Annotated in this window: 14 protein-coding genes; 9 read left to right on the forward strand and 5 right to left on the reverse strand. The window is 65.7% G+C overall.

The window, feature by feature from the left end; all coding sequences use genetic code 11:
* Positions 1 to 17 precede the first annotated feature (17 nt).
* Positions 18 to 1,130 (reverse strand): AI-2E family transporter, encoded by a 1,113-nt coding sequence (locus tag XH92_RS05100; RefSeq protein WP_194458257.1) that lies wholly within the window; start codon positions 1,128 to 1,130, stop codon positions 18 to 20.
* A 210-nt stretch (positions 1,131 to 1,340) separates the two neighbouring features.
* On the opposite strand from XH92_RS05100, the gene XH92_RS05105 reads away from it, so the two are divergent.
* From XH92_RS05105 to XH92_RS05115, 3 genes are all read left to right on the forward strand, one after another.
* On the forward strand, positions 1,341 to 2,171 hold the full coding sequence (locus XH92_RS05105) for a L,D-transpeptidase (protein ID WP_194458258.1): 831 nt from the start codon (positions 1,341 to 1,343) through the stop codon (positions 2,169 to 2,171).
* Positions 2,172 to 2,295: 124 nt separating this feature from the next.
* Positions 2,296 to 2,925: a DUF2865 domain-containing protein gene (locus XH92_RS05110; protein WP_194458259.1), complete on the forward strand. Its 630-nt coding sequence runs from the start codon at positions 2,296 to 2,298 to the stop codon at positions 2,923 to 2,925.
* A 111-nt stretch (positions 2,926 to 3,036) separates the two neighbouring features.
* Positions 3,037 to 3,192: a Thivi_2564 family membrane protein gene (locus XH92_RS05115; protein ID WP_021076357.1), complete on the forward strand. Its 156-nt coding sequence runs from the start codon at positions 3,037 to 3,039 to the stop codon at positions 3,190 to 3,192.
* Positions 3,193 to 3,608: 416 nt separating this feature from the next.
* On the opposite strand, the gene XH92_RS05120 is transcribed toward XH92_RS05115, so the two are convergent.
* Positions 3,609 to 5,771 carry a malate synthase G gene (locus XH92_RS05120; RefSeq protein WP_194458260.1) on the reverse strand — a complete coding sequence of 721 codons (2,163 nt, stop codon included), beginning with the start codon at positions 5,769 to 5,771 and terminating at the stop codon, positions 3,609 to 3,611.
* Between the two features lie 195 nt (positions 5,772 to 5,966).
* Positions 5,967 to 7,214 (reverse strand): MFS transporter, encoded by a 1,248-nt coding sequence (locus XH92_RS05125; RefSeq protein ID WP_246788257.1) that lies wholly within the window; start codon positions 7,212 to 7,214, stop codon positions 5,967 to 5,969.
* A 79-nt stretch (positions 7,215 to 7,293) separates the two neighbouring features.
* Here XH92_RS05125 and XH92_RS05130 point away from each other — a divergent pair, with 79 nt between their 5' ends.
* Complete coding sequence (locus XH92_RS05130) at positions 7,294 to 8,295, forward strand: AraC family transcriptional regulator (RefSeq protein ID WP_194458261.1); 1,002 nt, start codon at positions 7,294 to 7,296, stop codon at positions 8,293 to 8,295.
* A gap of 142 nt (positions 8,296 to 8,437) precedes the next feature.
* On the opposite strand, the gene cysC is transcribed toward XH92_RS05130, so the two are convergent.
* On the reverse strand, positions 8,438 to 10,357 hold the full coding sequence (cysC, locus tag XH92_RS05135; protein WP_194458262.1) for an adenylyl-sulfate kinase: 1,920 nt from the start codon (positions 10,355 to 10,357) through the stop codon (positions 8,438 to 8,440).
* A 24-nt stretch (positions 10,358 to 10,381) separates the two neighbouring features.
* Positions 10,382 to 11,176: a sulfate adenylyltransferase subunit CysD gene (gene cysD, locus XH92_RS05140; RefSeq protein ID WP_194458263.1), complete on the reverse strand. Its 795-nt coding sequence runs from the start codon at positions 11,174 to 11,176 to the stop codon at positions 10,382 to 10,384.
* 247 nt (positions 11,177 to 11,423) lie between these two features.
* Between cysD and cysG the strand changes: the two genes are divergently transcribed.
* From cysG to XH92_RS05165, 5 genes are read left to right on the forward strand one after another with little or no spacing between them, the layout of a single operon-like run.
* Positions 11,424 to 12,875, forward strand: coding sequence for a siroheme synthase CysG (gene cysG, locus XH92_RS05145; protein ID WP_194458264.1), 1,452 nt, complete (start codon positions 11,424 to 11,426; stop codon positions 12,873 to 12,875).
* Positions 12,872 to 13,189, forward strand: a complete 318-nt coding sequence (locus tag XH92_RS05150) for a DUF2849 domain-containing protein (RefSeq protein ID WP_194458265.1) — start codon at positions 12,872 to 12,874, stop codon at positions 13,187 to 13,189. Before cysG ends, XH92_RS05150 begins: the two co-directional genes overlap by 4 nt.
* A gap of 27 nt (positions 13,190 to 13,216) precedes the next feature.
* Positions 13,217 to 14,872 (forward strand): nitrite/sulfite reductase, encoded by a 1,656-nt coding sequence (locus XH92_RS05155; RefSeq protein WP_194458266.1) that lies wholly within the window; start codon positions 13,217 to 13,219, stop codon positions 14,870 to 14,872.
* A complete protein-coding gene (locus XH92_RS05160) occupies positions 14,859 to 15,374 on the forward strand; it encodes a DUF934 domain-containing protein (protein WP_194458267.1) in 516 nt (171 codons plus the stop codon). The genes XH92_RS05155 and XH92_RS05160 overlap by 14 nt, the downstream gene beginning before the upstream one ends.
* A complete protein-coding gene (locus XH92_RS05165) occupies positions 15,371 to 16,099 on the forward strand; it encodes a phosphoadenylyl-sulfate reductase (RefSeq protein ID WP_194458268.1) in 729 nt (242 codons plus the stop codon). Before XH92_RS05160 ends, XH92_RS05165 begins: the two co-directional genes overlap by 4 nt.
* Positions 16,100 to 16,120 lie beyond the last annotated feature (21 nt).

The following is a 16,120-nucleotide window of genomic DNA, read 5'->3' on the forward strand; positions in this document are numbered from 1 at the left end:
CAGATGCGAAACCGAGGTTAACCCTCCGGCAACTGCGGCGAATTGACCGGCATCAAATGCTCCTTCACGATCAACGCCACGATCAGCAGCGGCGACGACAGGAAGGCGCCCATCGGGCCCCACAGCCAGGTCCAGAATGCCAGCGCGAGGAAGACCGCGAGCGCATTCAGCGACAGCCGGCGGCCTACGATCGTCGGCGTCACGAAGTGTCCTTCCATGAAGGTCACGACCGCAAAGCAGGCCGGCGCGATCAGCCCCGCGCCGATGCTCGGCGAGGAGATGATGCCGACCACAACCAGCACCGCGAACATCGCGACCGGGCCGATGATCGGAATGAAGTTCAGCGTCGCGGCGAGCGCGCCGAGCCCGGCCGGATTGGGCATGCCGGTCGCCGCGCAGATCGCCCCGGTGATGGTGCCGACGCCGACATTGATCAGCGTCACGGTCAGCAGATAATTGCCGAGATGGACCTCGATCTCGTTGATGATGCGCAGCGTGCGCAGCCGCGCCTCGCGATCGCTGAAGGTCATCACCAGGGCGCGGCGCAGATCCTTCCAGCTCGCGATGAACAGGATCAGGGTGGCGATGAACAGCAGGAATTCGGCGAAGGTCGGCGACAGGAATTCCAGGGTCGGCTGCACCCATTCGAATTTCGGCATCTGCAGCGTCGCCAGCGTGTCGGAGCCGCCGACCATGCTCTGCAGTTCCTGCCACAGCGCGAGCGGCCGGTCGAACACATGCAGCTTCTCCTTGAGGATCACGCCGAGCTCGGGCAGCCGCGAGCTCCATTCCATCACCGGCGAGGCGATCAGCCCGACCATGAAGCTGACGGCGGTACTGACCGCGATCACGATCAGCACCGCGCCGAGCGCGCGCGGTATCCGGTAGCGCTCGAGCCGGCTCGCCGCCGGCGACAGCATGGTGCCGACGATGAAGGCCATGGTGATCGGCAGGAAGACGGCACGCGCCAGGTAGAGCACCGCCACCACGGCGATCACCAGCAGCGCGACCAGCGCGAAGGCGACGACCTCGGCGCGGCTGATCACCGGCGGCAGTTCGGCTTTGCTGTCGGGGAGCGGCGTGCCTTCGGGGGCGTTGCCAAGCATACGTTCACCCGGAAAGGCGCGCACCAGCTTCCTCCCGTGCGAGGACAAATGAATTTCGCATCAAATTGTGCGTGACAACGGCGGTACCTCGGCGAAGGTTCCATCGCGGCTTCGTGAGACGGAGCGGGTTGACAATCGCGGCTTCGCGACGATTCGCGGCGGAACTCTCCGGCGGTCATGCGCGTTGGCCTGGCATCGCATCACCACGATGCGCATCCCGTCCAGGGGCAGCACATGACACAGCAGTCTCTCTCCAGCCGCCGGCTTGCGTCGCGCGCCGCGCACACCCTTGCCTGCAATTTTGCCTTCGCCGGCGTCCTGTTTGCGATGCCATTCATTGTCGCCACTTCGGCGAGCGCTCAGGTCCGCTCGCCGGCGCTCGGCTATGCGTCGACTCAAGCACGCGCATTCCCCTCCGACGAGGTGATGAACGATCCTTCGACCGGGGCCACGGAAGACGGCGCGCTGCCGGAGCGGCTGCGCCGCACCACCGTCGCGCTCAACACATCGGAGGCGCCCGGCACCATCATCATCGATACCGGCAACACCGCGCTCTACTACGTGCTCGGCGGCGGCCGCGCGATCCGCTACGGCGTCGGCGTCGGCCGCGAGGGCTTCACCTGGGCCGGCACCCAGACCATCAGCAACAAGGCGGAATGGCCGGACTGGCATCCGCCGGCCGAGATGATCAAGCGTCAGCCCTATCTGCCGCGTTTCATGGCCGGCGGCCCGGGCAACCCGCTCGGTGCGCGCGCGATGTATCTCGGCTCCAGCGAGTATCGTATCCACGGCACCAACGATCCGTCGACGATCGGCAAGTTCGTCTCGTCGGGCTGCATCCGCCTGACCAATGAGGACGTCACCGACCTGTTCAACCGGGTCAATGTCGGCACCAAGGTCGTGGTGCTGCGGAAGAATGCGCCGCATCTCGCCGCCCGCGAGCTCGGTCCGACCACGACACAGATCTCGGTCCGGCCGGCGCCGTTGCAGCCGCGCCCCGCCGTGATGACGCTGCCGTCCGGCCGTCAGGCGATGAACGTTCCCGTGACTTCCCCGTTGTACTGAGCAGCTTCGAGCGAACTCGATATCGGTTCGCGTGAGGAAAACGCGTCGGAACAACGATCTGGAGCCGCGTTCCGATTCAATCGGAACGGAGCTCTGGGGATCTGCATCGTACTGAGGGTCGGTGATGGCAAGGCGGCACGTGAGGCAATGGGTGTTCGGGGCGGCGGCATTGTTCGGTCTGTCCCTTGCGCCCGCGGCGCAAGCCCAGGATTTCTTCTCGCAACTGTTCGGCGGCTTCATGCACGGGCGTCCGCCCCTGATCCGGGTGCCGTTCGACGACGGCCCGGCGCCTGTGCCGCGGGCCGAGCGCCGTGCACGCTACGACGGCGGCCAGGCCTATTGCGTGCGCACCTGCGACGGCCGCTATTTCCCGCTGGCTGCGACCGGCAACCAGAGCAAGGCGGAGAGCTGCAACAGCTTCTGTCCGGCGAGTGCGACCGAAGTGGTCTATGGCGGCAACATCGACACCGCCGCGACCGACGACGGCAAGCCCTATTCCGAGCTGCCGAACGCATTCCGTTATCGCGACGAGATCGTCTCGGGCTGCACCTGCAACGGCAAGGACCCGGTCGGGCTCGCCGCGGTGAAGATCGAGGATGATCCGACCTTGCGCAAGGGCGACATCGTCGCCGGCAAGGATGGGCTGATGTCGGTCGGCCGCCCGGACCGGCGCGGCGCATCGCTCAACTTCACGCCGGCACCGGATCGCATCCGCGCCAAATATGGCCAGCCGCCGGTGGTGGCGCGCGAGTAGGGTCGCATTGCGAGGCGGCTCACTTTCGGTTCCTGGCTCGGAACCGACCTTCCCTCTGCACGTTAGCAAAGCGCGAACAGCACATTCACCGATGCCATCAGGGGGCTTCGCATGCTCGTCGGCGTACTCGTCACTTTCCTTGTCATTATCCTCGTTCTTTATCTCATCAACATGCTGCCGCTCGACGGCCGCGCCAAGCAGATCGCGCGCGTCGTCGTCATCATCATCGGCATCGTCTCGCTGCTGAAGTATCTGGCGGTGTTCTAGCTTCGTCGCTTCGCTGCTCGCAATGACGTGGCTGCACCGGCGTCATCGCCCGGCCTCGACCGGGCGATCCAGTACGCCGCGGCTTCTCGATTCAAGCACAGACGTCTCTGGAATACTGGATCACCCGCCTGCGCCTGCGCGGGTGATGACACTGCGTGGTGTAACGCCTTGTATCGGGAGCCATCCTCATCGTCGTCGGAGCCGCGGACTCACATCACGATTTCGGAATAATGGAAAAGTACCGCTGAGTTGCCCGACATGTCAAGTTGCCGTGTCAGCCGGCCGCCGCCGGCTACTGTGCATGGGGTTGTTTTCGATATTTTGGTGGTACGCCCCCGCGACGGCGGGCTCGCGGGCGCCAACAAAAAAGCCCCGGCTCGTCGCCGGGGCTTTTGGTGTGATCGCGGTTGAGAAGATCAGCCGGCAGCCTTGGCCTCGCGGCGGCGCGCGGTGAGGATGTATTCGGTGTAGCCGTTCGGCTGCGTGCGGCCCTCGAACACGAGGTCGCACGCCGCCTTGAAGGCGACGCCGTCGAACGCCGGCGCCATCGGCTTGTAGAGCGCATCGCCGGCATTCTGCTTGTCGACGACGACGGCCATGCGCTTCAGCGATTCCATCACCTGATCCCTGGTGATGACGCCCTGATGCAGCCAGTTCGCCAGATGCTGGCTCGAGATGCGCAGCGTGGCGCGGTCTTCCATCAGGCCGACATCGTGGATGTCGGGCACCTTGGAGCAGCCGACGCCCTGGTCGATCCAGCGCACGACGTAGCCGAGGATGCCCTGGCAGTTGTTGTCGATCTCCTGCTTCACATCGTCCGGCGCCCAATTCGACTGCGACACCGGAATGGTGAGGATGTCGGAGAGTTTTGCGCGCGGCCCGCCCTTGGCGAGCTCCTGCTGGCGGGCGATCACGTTGACCTGGTGATAGTGCAGGGCGTGCAGCGTCGCCGCGGTCGGCGACGGCACCCAGGCGGTGGTGGCGCCGGCCTGCGGATGTCCGATCTTCTGCGTCAGCATGTCGGCCATCTTGTCGGGCGCCGCCCACATGCCCTTACCGATCTGGGCATGGCCGGGCAGGCCACAGGTCAGGCCGTTGTCGACGTTCCAGTCCTCATAGGCCTTGATCCATGGCTGCGCCTTCATGTCGTTCTTGCGGATCATTGGACCTGCTTCCATCGAGGTATGGATCTCGTCGCCGGTGCGGTCGAGGAAGCCGGTGTTGATGAACATGATGCGCTTGGAGGCGCGCTGGATGCAGGCCTTGAGGTTGACCGTGGTGCGGCGCTCCTCGTCCATGATGCCGACCTTCAACGTGTTCTCCGGCAGAGAGAGCATCTTCTCGACCTCGGCGAACAGGTCGCAGGTCAGCGTCACCTCGTCGGGGCCGTGCATCTTCGGCTTGACGATATAGGCCGAGCCGGTGCGGCTGTTCTTGACCTTGGAATTGCCCTTGAGGTCGTGGATCGCGAGCAGGCCGGCGACCGCGGCGTCCAGCAGGCCCTCGGGGATCTCCTCGCCCTTGGCGTCGAGCACGGCGTCGGTGAACATGTGGTGGCCGACATTGCGCATCAACAGCAGGCTGCGGCCGTGCAGCTTCAGCTCGCTGCCGTCCGCCTTCTTGTAGACGCGGTCGGCATTGAGCGAGCGGGTCAGCGTCTTGCCGCCCTTCTCGAAATCGGCTGACAGCGTGCCGTTCATCAGGCCGAGGGTGTTGCGATAGACCAGCACCTTGTCCTCGGCGTCGACGGCGGCGACCGAGTCTTCCATGTCGAGAATGGTCGAGACCGCCGATTCCAGGATCATGTCGGCGACGCCGGCCGGATCGTCCTTGCCGATCACGTTGCTGCGGTCGATCTTGACCTCGACATGCATGCCGTTGTTGACGAGCAGGATCGCGGAAGGCTGCGCGGCGTCGCCCAGATAGCCGGCGAACTGGGCGCCGTTCTTCAGCGCGGTCGAATTGCCGCTCTTCAGCTTGACCGAGAGCTGGCCCGCGATCACGGCGTAGGAGGTGACGTCGGTGTGGCTTCCGGTCGCGAGCGGCACGGCGGCGTCGAGGAACGCCTTGGCCTTCGCGATCACCTTGTCGCCGCGGGCCTTGTTGTAGCCCTTTCCGCTCTCGCTCGGATCATGCGGGATCGCGTCGGTGCCGTAGAACGCGTCGTACAGCGAACCCCAGCGCGCGTTGGCCGCGTTCAGCGCGTAGCGGGCGTTGGTCAGCGGCACCACCAGCTGCGGGCCGCAGATCTTGCCGATCTCCTCATCGACATTTGATGTCTCGACCTTGTGGGTCGCGGGCTCGGGCAGCAGGTAGCCGATGTCCTTGAGGAACGCGGTGTAGGCATTGATGTCGAACGCCTTGCCCTTGTTGGCACGATGCCAGTCGTCGATCTTGGCCTGCAGCGTGTCGCGGACCGCGAGCAGCTCGCGATTCTTCGGGCCGAGCTTCTGGATGATGGCGGCGAGTCCTGCCCAGAACGCGTCCGGCGCGATCCCGGTTTTCGGTGTCGCCTCCTTGGCGATGAAATCGAACAGGACAGGGGCGATCTTCAATCCATGGGCATCGACACGAGTCATGATGGGCTTTCTCAAAGAAATGGGGCGTTTAGGGGCTGTTTTCAGAAGAAATCAGCAAAAAACGCGCCAAAGGGCCGCGTTCACGGCTCTTTTAGCCCTAAAGCCACGGTTCTGAGAAGGCCCCCTTTTCCCCAGCGCCGCACCGGCAGCCGCGCTGAATTCTCAAAGGCGGATCCCGTCTCGGAAGGGCGCGGGTCATGACGTCCTGGTTCGCACCTTGGTGGCGATCAGCAGTGCAGCGAGCACCAGCGGAACAGCGCCCGCCACGAATACGGCTGGCGCGCCCATCAGATCGAGCACAACCCCGCCGCCCGCCGCGCCCATGGTGATGCCGAGGAAGATCGAGGCCACGGTCAATCCGGTGCCGCTTTCGGTCTCGTCGGGCACCATGCGGGTGATCCAGGTCGTCGTCGCGACCGGTACGCCGCTAAAGGCGAATCCCCAGAGTGCGACCAGCGCCAGTGCGGGAATGACGTCCTTGCCATAGACCGAGAGCAACAGGCCGAGCACGCTGATCGCCAGCGGCATCGCGATCAGCGTGAGCTTCAGTTTGCGCTCGGCCATCAGCCCACTGGCGAAGGAGCCGATATAGTTGGCGACGCCGAAGGCAAGCAAGGTCGCCGCCACGCCGGCAGCGCCGAGTCCGGTCACGCTTTCGAGGAAGGGACGGATGTAGCCGAAATAGCCGAAATGTCCGGTGAAGACCAAGGTTGCCGCCAGGATGCCGGCACCGATCCCCGGTCGTGTCAGGATGTCGATCAGGGTGTCGAGCCCGGCTTCTCCCTTCGGGGCCAAACGCGGCAGCGCGAGCGCCTGGACGACGAACACCGCTGCGCCCAATGCCGTCGCCAGCAGGAACACGATGCGCCAGCTCGCCACCTCGCCGAGATAGCTGCCGAGCGGAACGGCAATGATCATCGCGGCGGGAATACCACTCATCACGATCGACAACGCCCGTGCAACCAGCGACGGCGGCACCAGCCTGATCGTCGTCGCTGCCGCCATCGCCCAGAAGCCGCCGATGGCGAGGCCGAGCACGATCCGTGCCGCGAGGAGGAACGTGATGCTCGGCGCCAGCGCCACCAGCAGGTTGGAGATCACCAGCAGAATCGAGAAACTGAGCAGCACCGGCTTGCGATTGAAGCTGCGCGTCAGTCTCGGCGTGAACAGCGCGCCGACCAGGCCGGCCAGCGAGGTCGCCGTCACCGCCTGACCGGCGAGGCCCGGACTGACACCGAGGTCGCGTGCCATCGGCGTCAGCACGCCCGACGGCAGGAACTCCGCCGTCAGCAGTGCGGTGACGCCCAGCATCATGGCAACGACGGCGCCCCAGGCGGGCTTTTCCGGTGAGGCCGGCGTGTCACCAACCCTAAGAGCGATGTCGCCTGGCACCAGCGCAACGGCATCGGCCTGCGCCAGGGCGGGGTCCAGTTCTTGATCCATGGGCCGAAACTTCCATCTATGTTGCACCGCCGTAGACATAGGCTGGAGGTTTTGGACAATCTATGCCATAAACACTCCAATGTTTGATCGTTCGTCCAGATCATCCGCCGCCGATACGCCCGACGCCGCCGTCGATCTGGTGAGCGAGTTGCTGCTCGGCATGCGCCTCGAGGGCGTTCACTACCGTCGGGTCGAGACGCGGGCGCCGTTCGGGTTTCGCTTCGAAACGCCGTACGGGCGCGCGCAATTCCACTTCGTTGCCCATGGCACGGCACTGCTGCGCTACGCCGATGCAACGCTGCTTCCGCTTGGATGCGGTGACGCGATTTTCCTGCCGCGCGGCGGTGCGCATGATCTCGTCTCGGCGGCGGACGAGCCGAGTTGCGACGTCGAGAATTTCAAGACCGAGACGCTGTGCGGCAACGTCGACGTGACGTCGGCCTGCCCTGAAGGATGCCCGCAGGACGATCAGGTCCTGGTCTTCAGCGCCTGCATGAATTTCGATCTTGGCGGCATGCGCCCGCTGATCGCCCTGATGCCGGAGGTGATGCGGGTCGACACGTTGCTGGCGCGCCAGCCGGAAATCGAACCGATGCTGAAGGCGATGGAGCGGGAGACCTGCACGCCCCGGGCCGGCTCCGTCGGCGTGATGGCGCGGCTCGCCGATGTGCTCGCCGCGTCGATCGTGCGTGGCTGGGTCGAATGCGGCGGCGACAACGCCATGGGCTGGTTCGAGGCCTTGCGCGATCCGCGTCTTGGCCGCGCGATCGGCGCGCTGCATCGCGCGCCCGGCCGCAACTGGACGGTCGCCGAATTGGCGGCGGAGGCGGGTTGCTCGCGCTCGCTGTTCGCCGAGCGCTTCCAGTCGATGACCGGGCAATCGCCGCTGCGCTACCTTGCCGAACTGCGCATGCGGCTCGCGACACAGTGGATCGAGCATGAGCGCCAGCCGATCGATGTGATCGCCCAACGGCTCGGCTATGCATCGCAGGCGGCGTTCAGCCGCGCGTTCAAGCGCATCACCGGGCAATCGCCGGGGATGGTGCGGCATGCCGGCGGAAGCCGCCGCGCGGCGGAATAGCGATCGAACCGATTTGTGCACGGCTGTCATGCCACGCTTCAGGCGGGGCATCCAGTACGCCGCGGCCTCTCCGCTCAAGCGCTGACGTCTCTGGAATACTGGGTCGTCCGGTCAAGCCGGACGACGACAGATCGGGTTAGCCTCAGATATTCGCCGCGAGGTCGGTCAGTTCGTCGAACAGGATACCGGTGGTGGCCAGCATCCGCTCGATCTCGTCGGTGGCATCGCTGACCGAGCGGTTCGAGGTGTCGATGGTCAGTTCGTTGCCGGTCGGCGGCTGGTAGTCATTGGTGATGCCGGTAAATGACGGCAATCCGCCGGAGCGCGCCTTGGCGTAGTGGCCCTTGGGGTCGCGGGTCTCGCAGACCTCGGCAGGCGTCGCGACATAGATCTCGCGGAACGCGCTGTCGGCGATGCGGCGCGCCGCCGCGCGGTCGGCGGTCGACGGCGAGACCGCGGCGACGATCGCGATATGGCCGTTGCGCGCCAGATGGGTCGCGACCTCGGCGAGGCGGCGGATGTTCTCGGATCGATCCTGCGGCGAGAAGCCGAGATCACTGTTCAGTCCGGCGCGGAAGGTGTCGCCATCGAGCAGGATCGGCGAGCCGCCATTGCCGAACAGGCGCCGCTCCAGCGCCCGCGCCAAGGTCGACTTGCCCGAGCCGGGCAGGCCGGTCAGCCAGACCACCGCGCCATTATGATGGTAGCGCGCCGAACGCTCGTCCGGCCGCAGCGCGGATTCCACCGGCACGATGTCGATCGGCACCGCAGGCCGGCCGGCGTCGACCGACAGCACGAGGCCGCCGCCGGCGATGCGCCCGTTGACCTCGATCACCAGGCGGCCGGTGCGCGGATTTTCGGTGTAGGGATCGGTCGCAACCGGCTGCGCCAGCGAGATGTCGATCTCGCCGACATGGTTGCGCGCGATCGCGGTGTTCTCTTCGTTGGACAGCGCGCCGGGATCGATCGCCTTTTCGATCGCGACCACGGTGGCGCGGCTTTCCTTGGTGCCGAGCCGGATCAGGATCTGCTCGCCCTTGGTCAGCGGCTTGTCGTGCAGCCAGAAGATCCGCGCGCGGATGCGGCGGGTGTCGCGCGGGCTCTGCCCGGAATGTCCGATGATGTCGCCGCGTTCGAGGAACAGCTCGCGGTCGAGCGTGATGCCGACCGAGCGCCCGGCGCCCTGCGGGCCGTTGACCGGCGTTACCGGCCAGCTCTCGACCGTCTTGATCTTGGCGATCTTGCCCGTCGGCATGATGACGATCTCGTCGCCGGCCTTCAGGCTGCCGGACTCGATGCGGCCCGCGATGATGCGGCGGTCGTCGAACTTGTAGATCGCCTGCACCGGCAGCCGCAGCGGCAGCTCCGCCAGCGGCCGTGCCGGTTCGAGCGCATCGAGCGCCTCGACCACGGTCGGCCCCTTGTACCATCCGATCCGCGGCGTGTGTTCGGCAACGCCGTCACCGTCGCGCGCGGAGATCGGGACCACGGCGGTCGGCGTCACGCCGAGACCGATCAGATGCGCCGAAATCTCCTCGCTGATCTCCTTGAAACGGTCGGCACTGAAATCCACCCGGTCCATCTTGTTGACGACGACCGCGACCTGCTTCACGCCGAGCAGATGCAGCAGATAGCCGTGCCGCCGCGTCTGCGAGCGGACGCCTTCGAGCGCGTCGATGATCAGCACCGCGCCGTCGGCCTGCGAGGCGCCGGTGATCATGTTGCGCAAGAACTCGGCGTGGCCGGGCGCGTCGATCAGCACGACGTCGCGCGAGCGGGTGCGGAAGCGGATCTGGGTGGTGTCGATGGTGATGCCCTGGTCGCGCTCGGTCTGCAGCGCGTCGAGCAGGAACGACCATTCGAACGGCATGCCGCGCCGCGCGCTGACCGCCTTCAGCATTTCCAGCTTGCCGTCCGGCAGGCTGCCGGTCTCATGCAGCAGGCGGCCCACCAAGGTGGATTTGCCGTGGTCGACATGGCCGACGATGACGATGCGCACCTGGGGACGCGTGGTGCCGTTGGGGGTCGCCGAGATCGAGGCGGTCGGAAGGATCATGTTCATCAGAGCACTCACGCCAGACTGGGATCAGAGATAGCCGGCGACACGCAGTCGCTCGAACGCATCCTCGGTTTCGTGATCGAGCGCGCGGCCGGCGCGCTCCGGGATCCTGGTGTTCTCGAGTTCAGCCAGGATTTCATCGATGCTGGATGCGGTCGACGCCACCGGGTTGGTGATGTCCTGATCCCCCAGCGAGCGATAGCGCTTGCCGTCCTTGGCGAGATAGAGCGGGATGATCGGAATGCCTTCGCGCTTGGTGTAGGCCCAGATGTCGGCCTCGGTCCAATGCAGGATCGGATGGATGCGAAGATGCGCGCCTTGCGGCGGCGAGGCGTTGAAGTGGTCCCAGAATTCCGGCGGCTGGTCGCGCACGTCCCATTCGCCTTCGAGGCCGCGCGGCGAGAACACGCGCTCCTTGGCGCGGGTTGCCTCCTCGTCGCGGCGGATGCCGGCGATCAAGCCGTCAAAGCCGTATTTGTTGAGCGCGAGCTTCAGCCCCTCGGTCTTGCGCGCGGCGGAACGGGCGGCCGGCGGCAGGGTCGGGTCGACGCTGTCGATCGGCGGGCAGGGGTCTACGCGCAGGTCGAGATCCCATTCCTTTCCGAAGCGATCGCGGAACGCATACATCTCCGGAAACTTCTTGCCGGTGTCGACGTGCAGGGCCGGGAACGGGACCCGGCCAAAGAACGCCTTGCGCGCCAGCCAGATCATCACGTTGGAGTCTTTGCCGAGCGACCACAGCAGCGCGAGCTTCTTCAGCCGGGCGAACGCTTCGCGCAAAATGTAGATGCTCTGGGCCTCCAGCTCATCGAGATGATCCATGGTCGGGGGGGCCTGTTGGGCCGAAATTCCCGGCACGGAAGATGCTTTACCAAGGGCTGCGGCACGCGTTCCGGCAGCGGCGGATTCGTTGTCGAGAAGATGCATCTCTTGGCCTTGGCCTGTGGAGTTGAAAATTCTAAAGTTGCGCTGCAATAGAGAAGAAATAATTTTCTCTTTGCTGGGCTTGATCGAGAGATAAATAGAAAATAATTTCAGTCAACCCCCAAATTGGGGAAGCGAGTGTCTGATGCGATATCTGCCGGTGTTTCTGGATCTGCAAAGCGGCAAGGTGCTGCTCGTTGGAGCGGGCGAGCTCGTGCGCGCCAAGTTGCGGCTGCTCGCAGCCGCCGGCGCCGCAGTGCGCTGGTACGCGACCGACGGCGATCATGAGCTCGCGGGTATCGCGGCGGAGGACGCCGCGCGCATCGAGCGCGCCGAAGGCGATCCGCTCGCTGCCGATCTCTCGGACGTCATTGCCGTGCTCTGCGCCGGCGCAGGTGACATTGGTGTTGCGATGTCGGTGCGCGCCAAGGCGATTGGCCTGCCGGTCAACGTGATGGACGACCTCGTGCACTCCACCTTCATCATGCCGGCGATCGTCGATCGCGGCGATGTCGTGGTCGCGGTCGGAACCGGCGGCACGTCGCCGGTGGTGGCGCGGCGCATCCGCGAGAAGATCGAGGCGGTGCTGCCGGCGCGGATCGGCGATCTCGCCGGCTTCATCGGCCGCGTCCGCAAATCAATGCATGCCCGCATCGAAGAGTTTCCGCTGCGCCGCCGCTTCTGGGAACGCATCGTCGATGGTCCGATCGGTGCGCTGGTGCTGGCCGGCCGCCACGACGAGGCCGAGCACGCGCTGAACGCGATCAGCGATCCCGCCGCATTCGCCGGCGCTGATCGTGAAGGCAAGGCTGTTGGTCATGTGACGCTGGTCGGCGCCGGTCCCGGCGATCCGGATCTGCTCACCGTGAAAGCGCTGCGCGCGCTGCAGGATGCCGACGTCGTGTTCTATGACGAATTGGTGTCGCCTGAAATTCTCGACCGCATCCGGCGCGATGCCGCGCGGGTTCCGGTCGGCCGCCGCGTCGGCAGGCCCGGCATCGGGCAGGACGCCATCAACCGCCTGATGATCGAGGCTGCGCAGGCGGGCCAGCGCGCGGTGCGGCTGAAGGGTGGCGATCCCTTCATCTTCGGCCGCGGTGGCGAGGAAATCGAGGCGCTGCGCGACGCCGGCGTCGCTTACTCCATCATTCCTGGTGTCTCCGCCGGTCTCGGCGCGGCGGCGCAATTCGAGGTGCCGCTGACCTTCCGGCACGAAGCGCTGCGCATCACCTTCCTCACCGCGCACAAGGCGCGCGATGCCGAGGTGGTCGACTGGTCGGTGCTGACAGACAAGAAGATGACCGTCGTCGTCTACATGGGCATGACCGCCGCGCCCGCGATCCGCGAAGGCATGCTTGCCGCGGGCCGCTCGCCGGAGACGCCGGTCGGCGTGTTCGCGCGCGTGACGCGACCGGACGCCAAGGCCGCGGTCGGCACGCTGGCGCGGCTGCCCGAACTGGTCAAACAGGTCGATGGCGGTCCAGCCGTTCTCATCATTGGCGACGTGGTCGCGCATTCCGCGCCGTGGAGCCGATCCAACGTCACCCAACTGTTCTCCAACCAGATGTTCTCCGAACTGCTGAAAGCTGCCGAATGACCTCTCCGCTCGAACAGAAGAAAATCAAGATCACAGGCCCCTCGGTGGTGACCGCCAACCGCACCTGGGACGGCGCCGTCGTGTACCGAACCGCCAAGCAAGGCTGGTCCACCGAACTCGCCGATTCCGCCGTCGTCAGCACCTCTGACGATGCCCGCGCGCTGCTGGCCGAAGCCACCGCCGACGACGTCGGCGCGGTCGGCCCCTATATCGCGCCGGTCGAGCTCAAGGACGGCGGCAAGGTCAAGCCGGGCAATCTCCGCGAACACATCCGCGCCAAGGGCGTCACCATCGATCTCCAGGTCCCCGCGTAAGGCGCGCCGGCGTAAGGCTCATCGAACATGTATGCTTATGACGAACTCGACCGCACGCTGATCAACGAGCGTGTTTCGGAATTCCGCGATCAGGTGAAGCGCCGCCTCTCCGGCGAGCTCACCGAGGACGAATTCAAGATCCTGCGCCTGCAGAACGGCGTGTATTTGCAGCTGCACGCCTACATGTTCCGCGTCGCGATCCCCTACGGCACGCTGTCGTCGAAGCAGCTGCGCCGGCTCGCCCACGTCGCGCGCCGCTACGACCGGGGCTATGGCCACTTCACCACCCGGCAGAACATCCAGTTCAACTGGATCAAGCTCGCCGAGCTGCCGGATGCGCTGGCCGATCTCGCCGAGGTCGGCATCCACGCGATGCAGACCTCCGGCAACAACATGCGCAACGTCACCTCGGACCAGTGGGCCGGCGTTGCGCCCGGCGAGATCGAGGATCCCCGGATCTGGTCGGAGCTGATCCGCCAGCACACCACGCTGCATCCGGAATTCTCGTTCCTGCCGCGCAAATTCAAGATCGCGATTACCGCCGCCGAGCACGATCGCGCGGCGATCAAGATCCACGACATCGGGCTGCGCCTGCACAAGAACGCCGACGGCGAGACCGGCTTCGAGGTGCTGGTCGGCGGCGGCCTCGGCCGCACGCCGTTCATCGCCAAGACCATCAAGCCATTCGTCCCCGGCCGCGATATCCTGAGCTATATCGAGGCGATCTTGCGGGTCTACAACCAGTACGGCCGCCGCGACAATATCTACAAGGCGCGCATCAAGATCCTGGTGCACGAGCTCGGCATCGAGAAGTTCGCCAAGGAAGTTGACGAGGAGTGGAAGGCGATGGGCGATGTCGGGCTGACGCTCGATCACACCGCCATCGAGGAGGTCCGCTCGCGCTTCTCCTATCCGGCCTACGAGAAGCTGCCGCACATGCCGGACGAGCTGAAGCAGGCCGCGCATGACAAGCTGTTCGAGCGCTGGCGCAAGAACTCGGTGTCGGCGCACAAGGTGCAGGGCTACTCGATCGTGACGCTGTCGCTGAAGCCGGTCGGTGGTCCGCCCGGCGATGCCACCGCCGAGCAGATGGACGCGGTCGCCGACCTCGCCGACAAATATTCATTTGGCGAGATCCGCGTCGGCCACGAGCAGAACCTGGCGCTGCCGCACGTCGCCAAGCGCGATCTGCCGCTTCTGTTCAAGGCGCTCGACCGCCTCGGCCTCGCGACGCCGAATGTCAATCTGGTGACCGATATCATCGCCTGCCCGGGTCTGGACTACTGCTCGCTGGCCAATGCGCGCTCGATCCCGATCGCGCAGGAGCTGACGCGGCGCTTCGCCAACCACGACACCGCCGACCTGATCGGCCGGCTGCACATCAACATCTCCGGCTGCATCAATGCCTGCGGCCATCACCATGTCGGCCACATCGGTATTCTCGGCGTCGAGAAGAACGGTGAGGAGTTCTACCAGATCACGATCGGCGGCCGCGCCGACGAGAACGCGCAGTTGGGCACCCTGATCGGCCCGGCCGTTCCCTATGCGGAAGTCGCCGACGTGATCGAAGACATTGTCGAAGCCTATCTCGCGCTGCGCGACCGTCCCGAGGAATTGTTCGTCGATACGGTGAAGCGTCTGGGCGTCGAACCTATCAGGGAGCGCGTCTATGCCACTCGTTAAGCAGGGAAGAATCACCACCGATCTGTTCGTGCATGTCGCCGACGGCGCCGAGCTGCCCGGCGACGGCGCGGTGCTGGTGAGCGCCGAGCGCTTTCTCGCCGATCCGCAGGCGCTGCTGCGCCGTCCCGGCAAGCTGGGGGTGATCTGGCCGAACAACCGCAACCTCGATGACCTCGTGCCGCATCTCGATCGGCTCGCCTCGGTCGCGCTGGTGTTCCCGACCTTCCGCGACGGCCGCGCCTACAGCCAGGCGCGCCTGCTGCGCGAGCGCTACGGCTATGATGGCGAGCTGCGCGCCACCGGGCAGATCCTGCGCGACCAGTTCGTGTTCATGACCCGCGCCGGCTTCGATGCCTTCGAGGTGAAGAAGGATGCCGACGCCGACGCGTTCGCCCAGACCATGAAGCGCTATTCGGTGTTCTACCAACCGACCGGCGACGGCCGCGTCACCGCACTGAACCGCCGCATGCAGCTGCGTCATTCGGAGAGCGCCGGCCAGTGAGCACGCTTGCACCAGAGCTCACTGCGGCGCCGCCCGCATTGCCCGCGGCCGATGCGCTCGATCGCGCGCTGCGCACGGCATCGCCCGCCGAGGTGATCGCCGCCGCGCTGAAGACGGTCGGCCGCGAGAGGCTGGCGCTGGTGTCGTCGTTCGGCACCGAGTCGGCCGCGCTGCTCAAGGTGATGGCGGATGTCGATCCGGCGATCCCGGTGGTGTTCCTCGACACCGGCTGGTTGTTCGAGGAGACGCTGGCCTATCGCGACACGCTGATCAAGACGCTCGGCCTCACCGATGTGCGCTCGATCAAGCCCGACGAAGAGGCGCTGTCGCGTCTCGATCCGGACCGGGAGTTGTGGTTCAGCGATCCCGACGCCTGCTGCCGCATCCGCAAGGTGGAGCCGTTGGCGCGTGCGCTGAAGCCGTTCGCCGGCTGGATCAACGGCCGCAAGCGGTTCCAGGGCGGCGCCCGCGCCGAAATCCCTGTCGTTGAGGACGATGGCGTCAGGCTGAAATTCAATCCATTCGCCAATGTCTCGCGCGAGGAGATCGAGGCGATCTACACGCTCGGCAAGCTGCCGCCGCATCCACTTGTCGCATCGGGTTATCAGTCGGTCGGGTGTATGCCTTGCTCGAGCCGGGCTGCAGCCGGCGAGGATGCCCGCGATGGCCGCTGGCGCGGCCGGGCGAAGACGGAATGCGGCATCCACACAACCAAGATGTCGTAAGCATGATCCGGAAAAGTGCGC

The sequence above is a fragment of the Bradyrhizobium sp. CCBAU 53421 genome, from assembly GCF_015291625.1.
Taxonomy (GTDB): Bacteria; Pseudomonadota; Alphaproteobacteria; order Rhizobiales; family Xanthobacteraceae; genus Bradyrhizobium.

Excerpts from the sequence above, each read along its gene's own strand:
- cysD (WP_194458263.1), bottom strand. The coding sequence starts at position 11,176 with ATGGATCATCTCGATGAGCTGGAGGCCCAGAGCATCTACATTTTGCGC.
- XH92_RS05155 (WP_194458266.1), top strand. The coding sequence starts at position 13,217 with ATGTATGCTTATGACGAACTCGACCGCACGCTGATCAACGAGCGTGTT.
- XH92_RS05120 (WP_194458260.1), bottom strand. The coding sequence starts at position 5,771 with ATGACTCGTGTCGATGCCCATGGATTGAAGATCGCCCCTGTCCTGTTC.
- cysC (WP_194458262.1), bottom strand. The coding sequence starts at position 10,357 with ATGAACATGATCCTTCCGACCGCCTCGATCTCGGCGACCCCCAACGGC.
- XH92_RS05115 (WP_021076357.1), top strand. The coding sequence starts at position 3,037 with ATGCTCGTCGGCGTACTCGTCACTTTCCTTGTCATTATCCTCGTTCTT.
- XH92_RS05110 (WP_194458259.1), top strand. The coding sequence starts at position 2,296 with ATGGCAAGGCGGCACGTGAGGCAATGGGTGTTCGGGGCGGCGGCATTG.
- XH92_RS05150 (WP_194458265.1), top strand. The coding sequence starts at position 12,872 with ATGACCTCTCCGCTCGAACAGAAGAAAATCAAGATCACAGGCCCCTCG.
- XH92_RS05105 (WP_194458258.1), top strand. The coding sequence starts at position 1,341 with ATGACACAGCAGTCTCTCTCCAGCCGCCGGCTTGCGTCGCGCGCCGCG.
- cysG (WP_194458264.1), top strand. The coding sequence starts at position 11,424 with ATGCGATATCTGCCGGTGTTTCTGGATCTGCAAAGCGGCAAGGTGCTG.
- XH92_RS05130 (WP_194458261.1), top strand. The coding sequence starts at position 7,294 with ATGTTTGATCGTTCGTCCAGATCATCCGCCGCCGATACGCCCGACGCC.
- XH92_RS05160 (WP_194458267.1), top strand. The coding sequence starts at position 14,859 with ATGCCACTCGTTAAGCAGGGAAGAATCACCACCGATCTGTTCGTGCAT.
- XH92_RS05125 (WP_246788257.1), bottom strand. The coding sequence starts at position 7,214 with ATGGATCAAGAACTGGACCCCGCCCTGGCGCAGGCCGATGCCGTTGCG.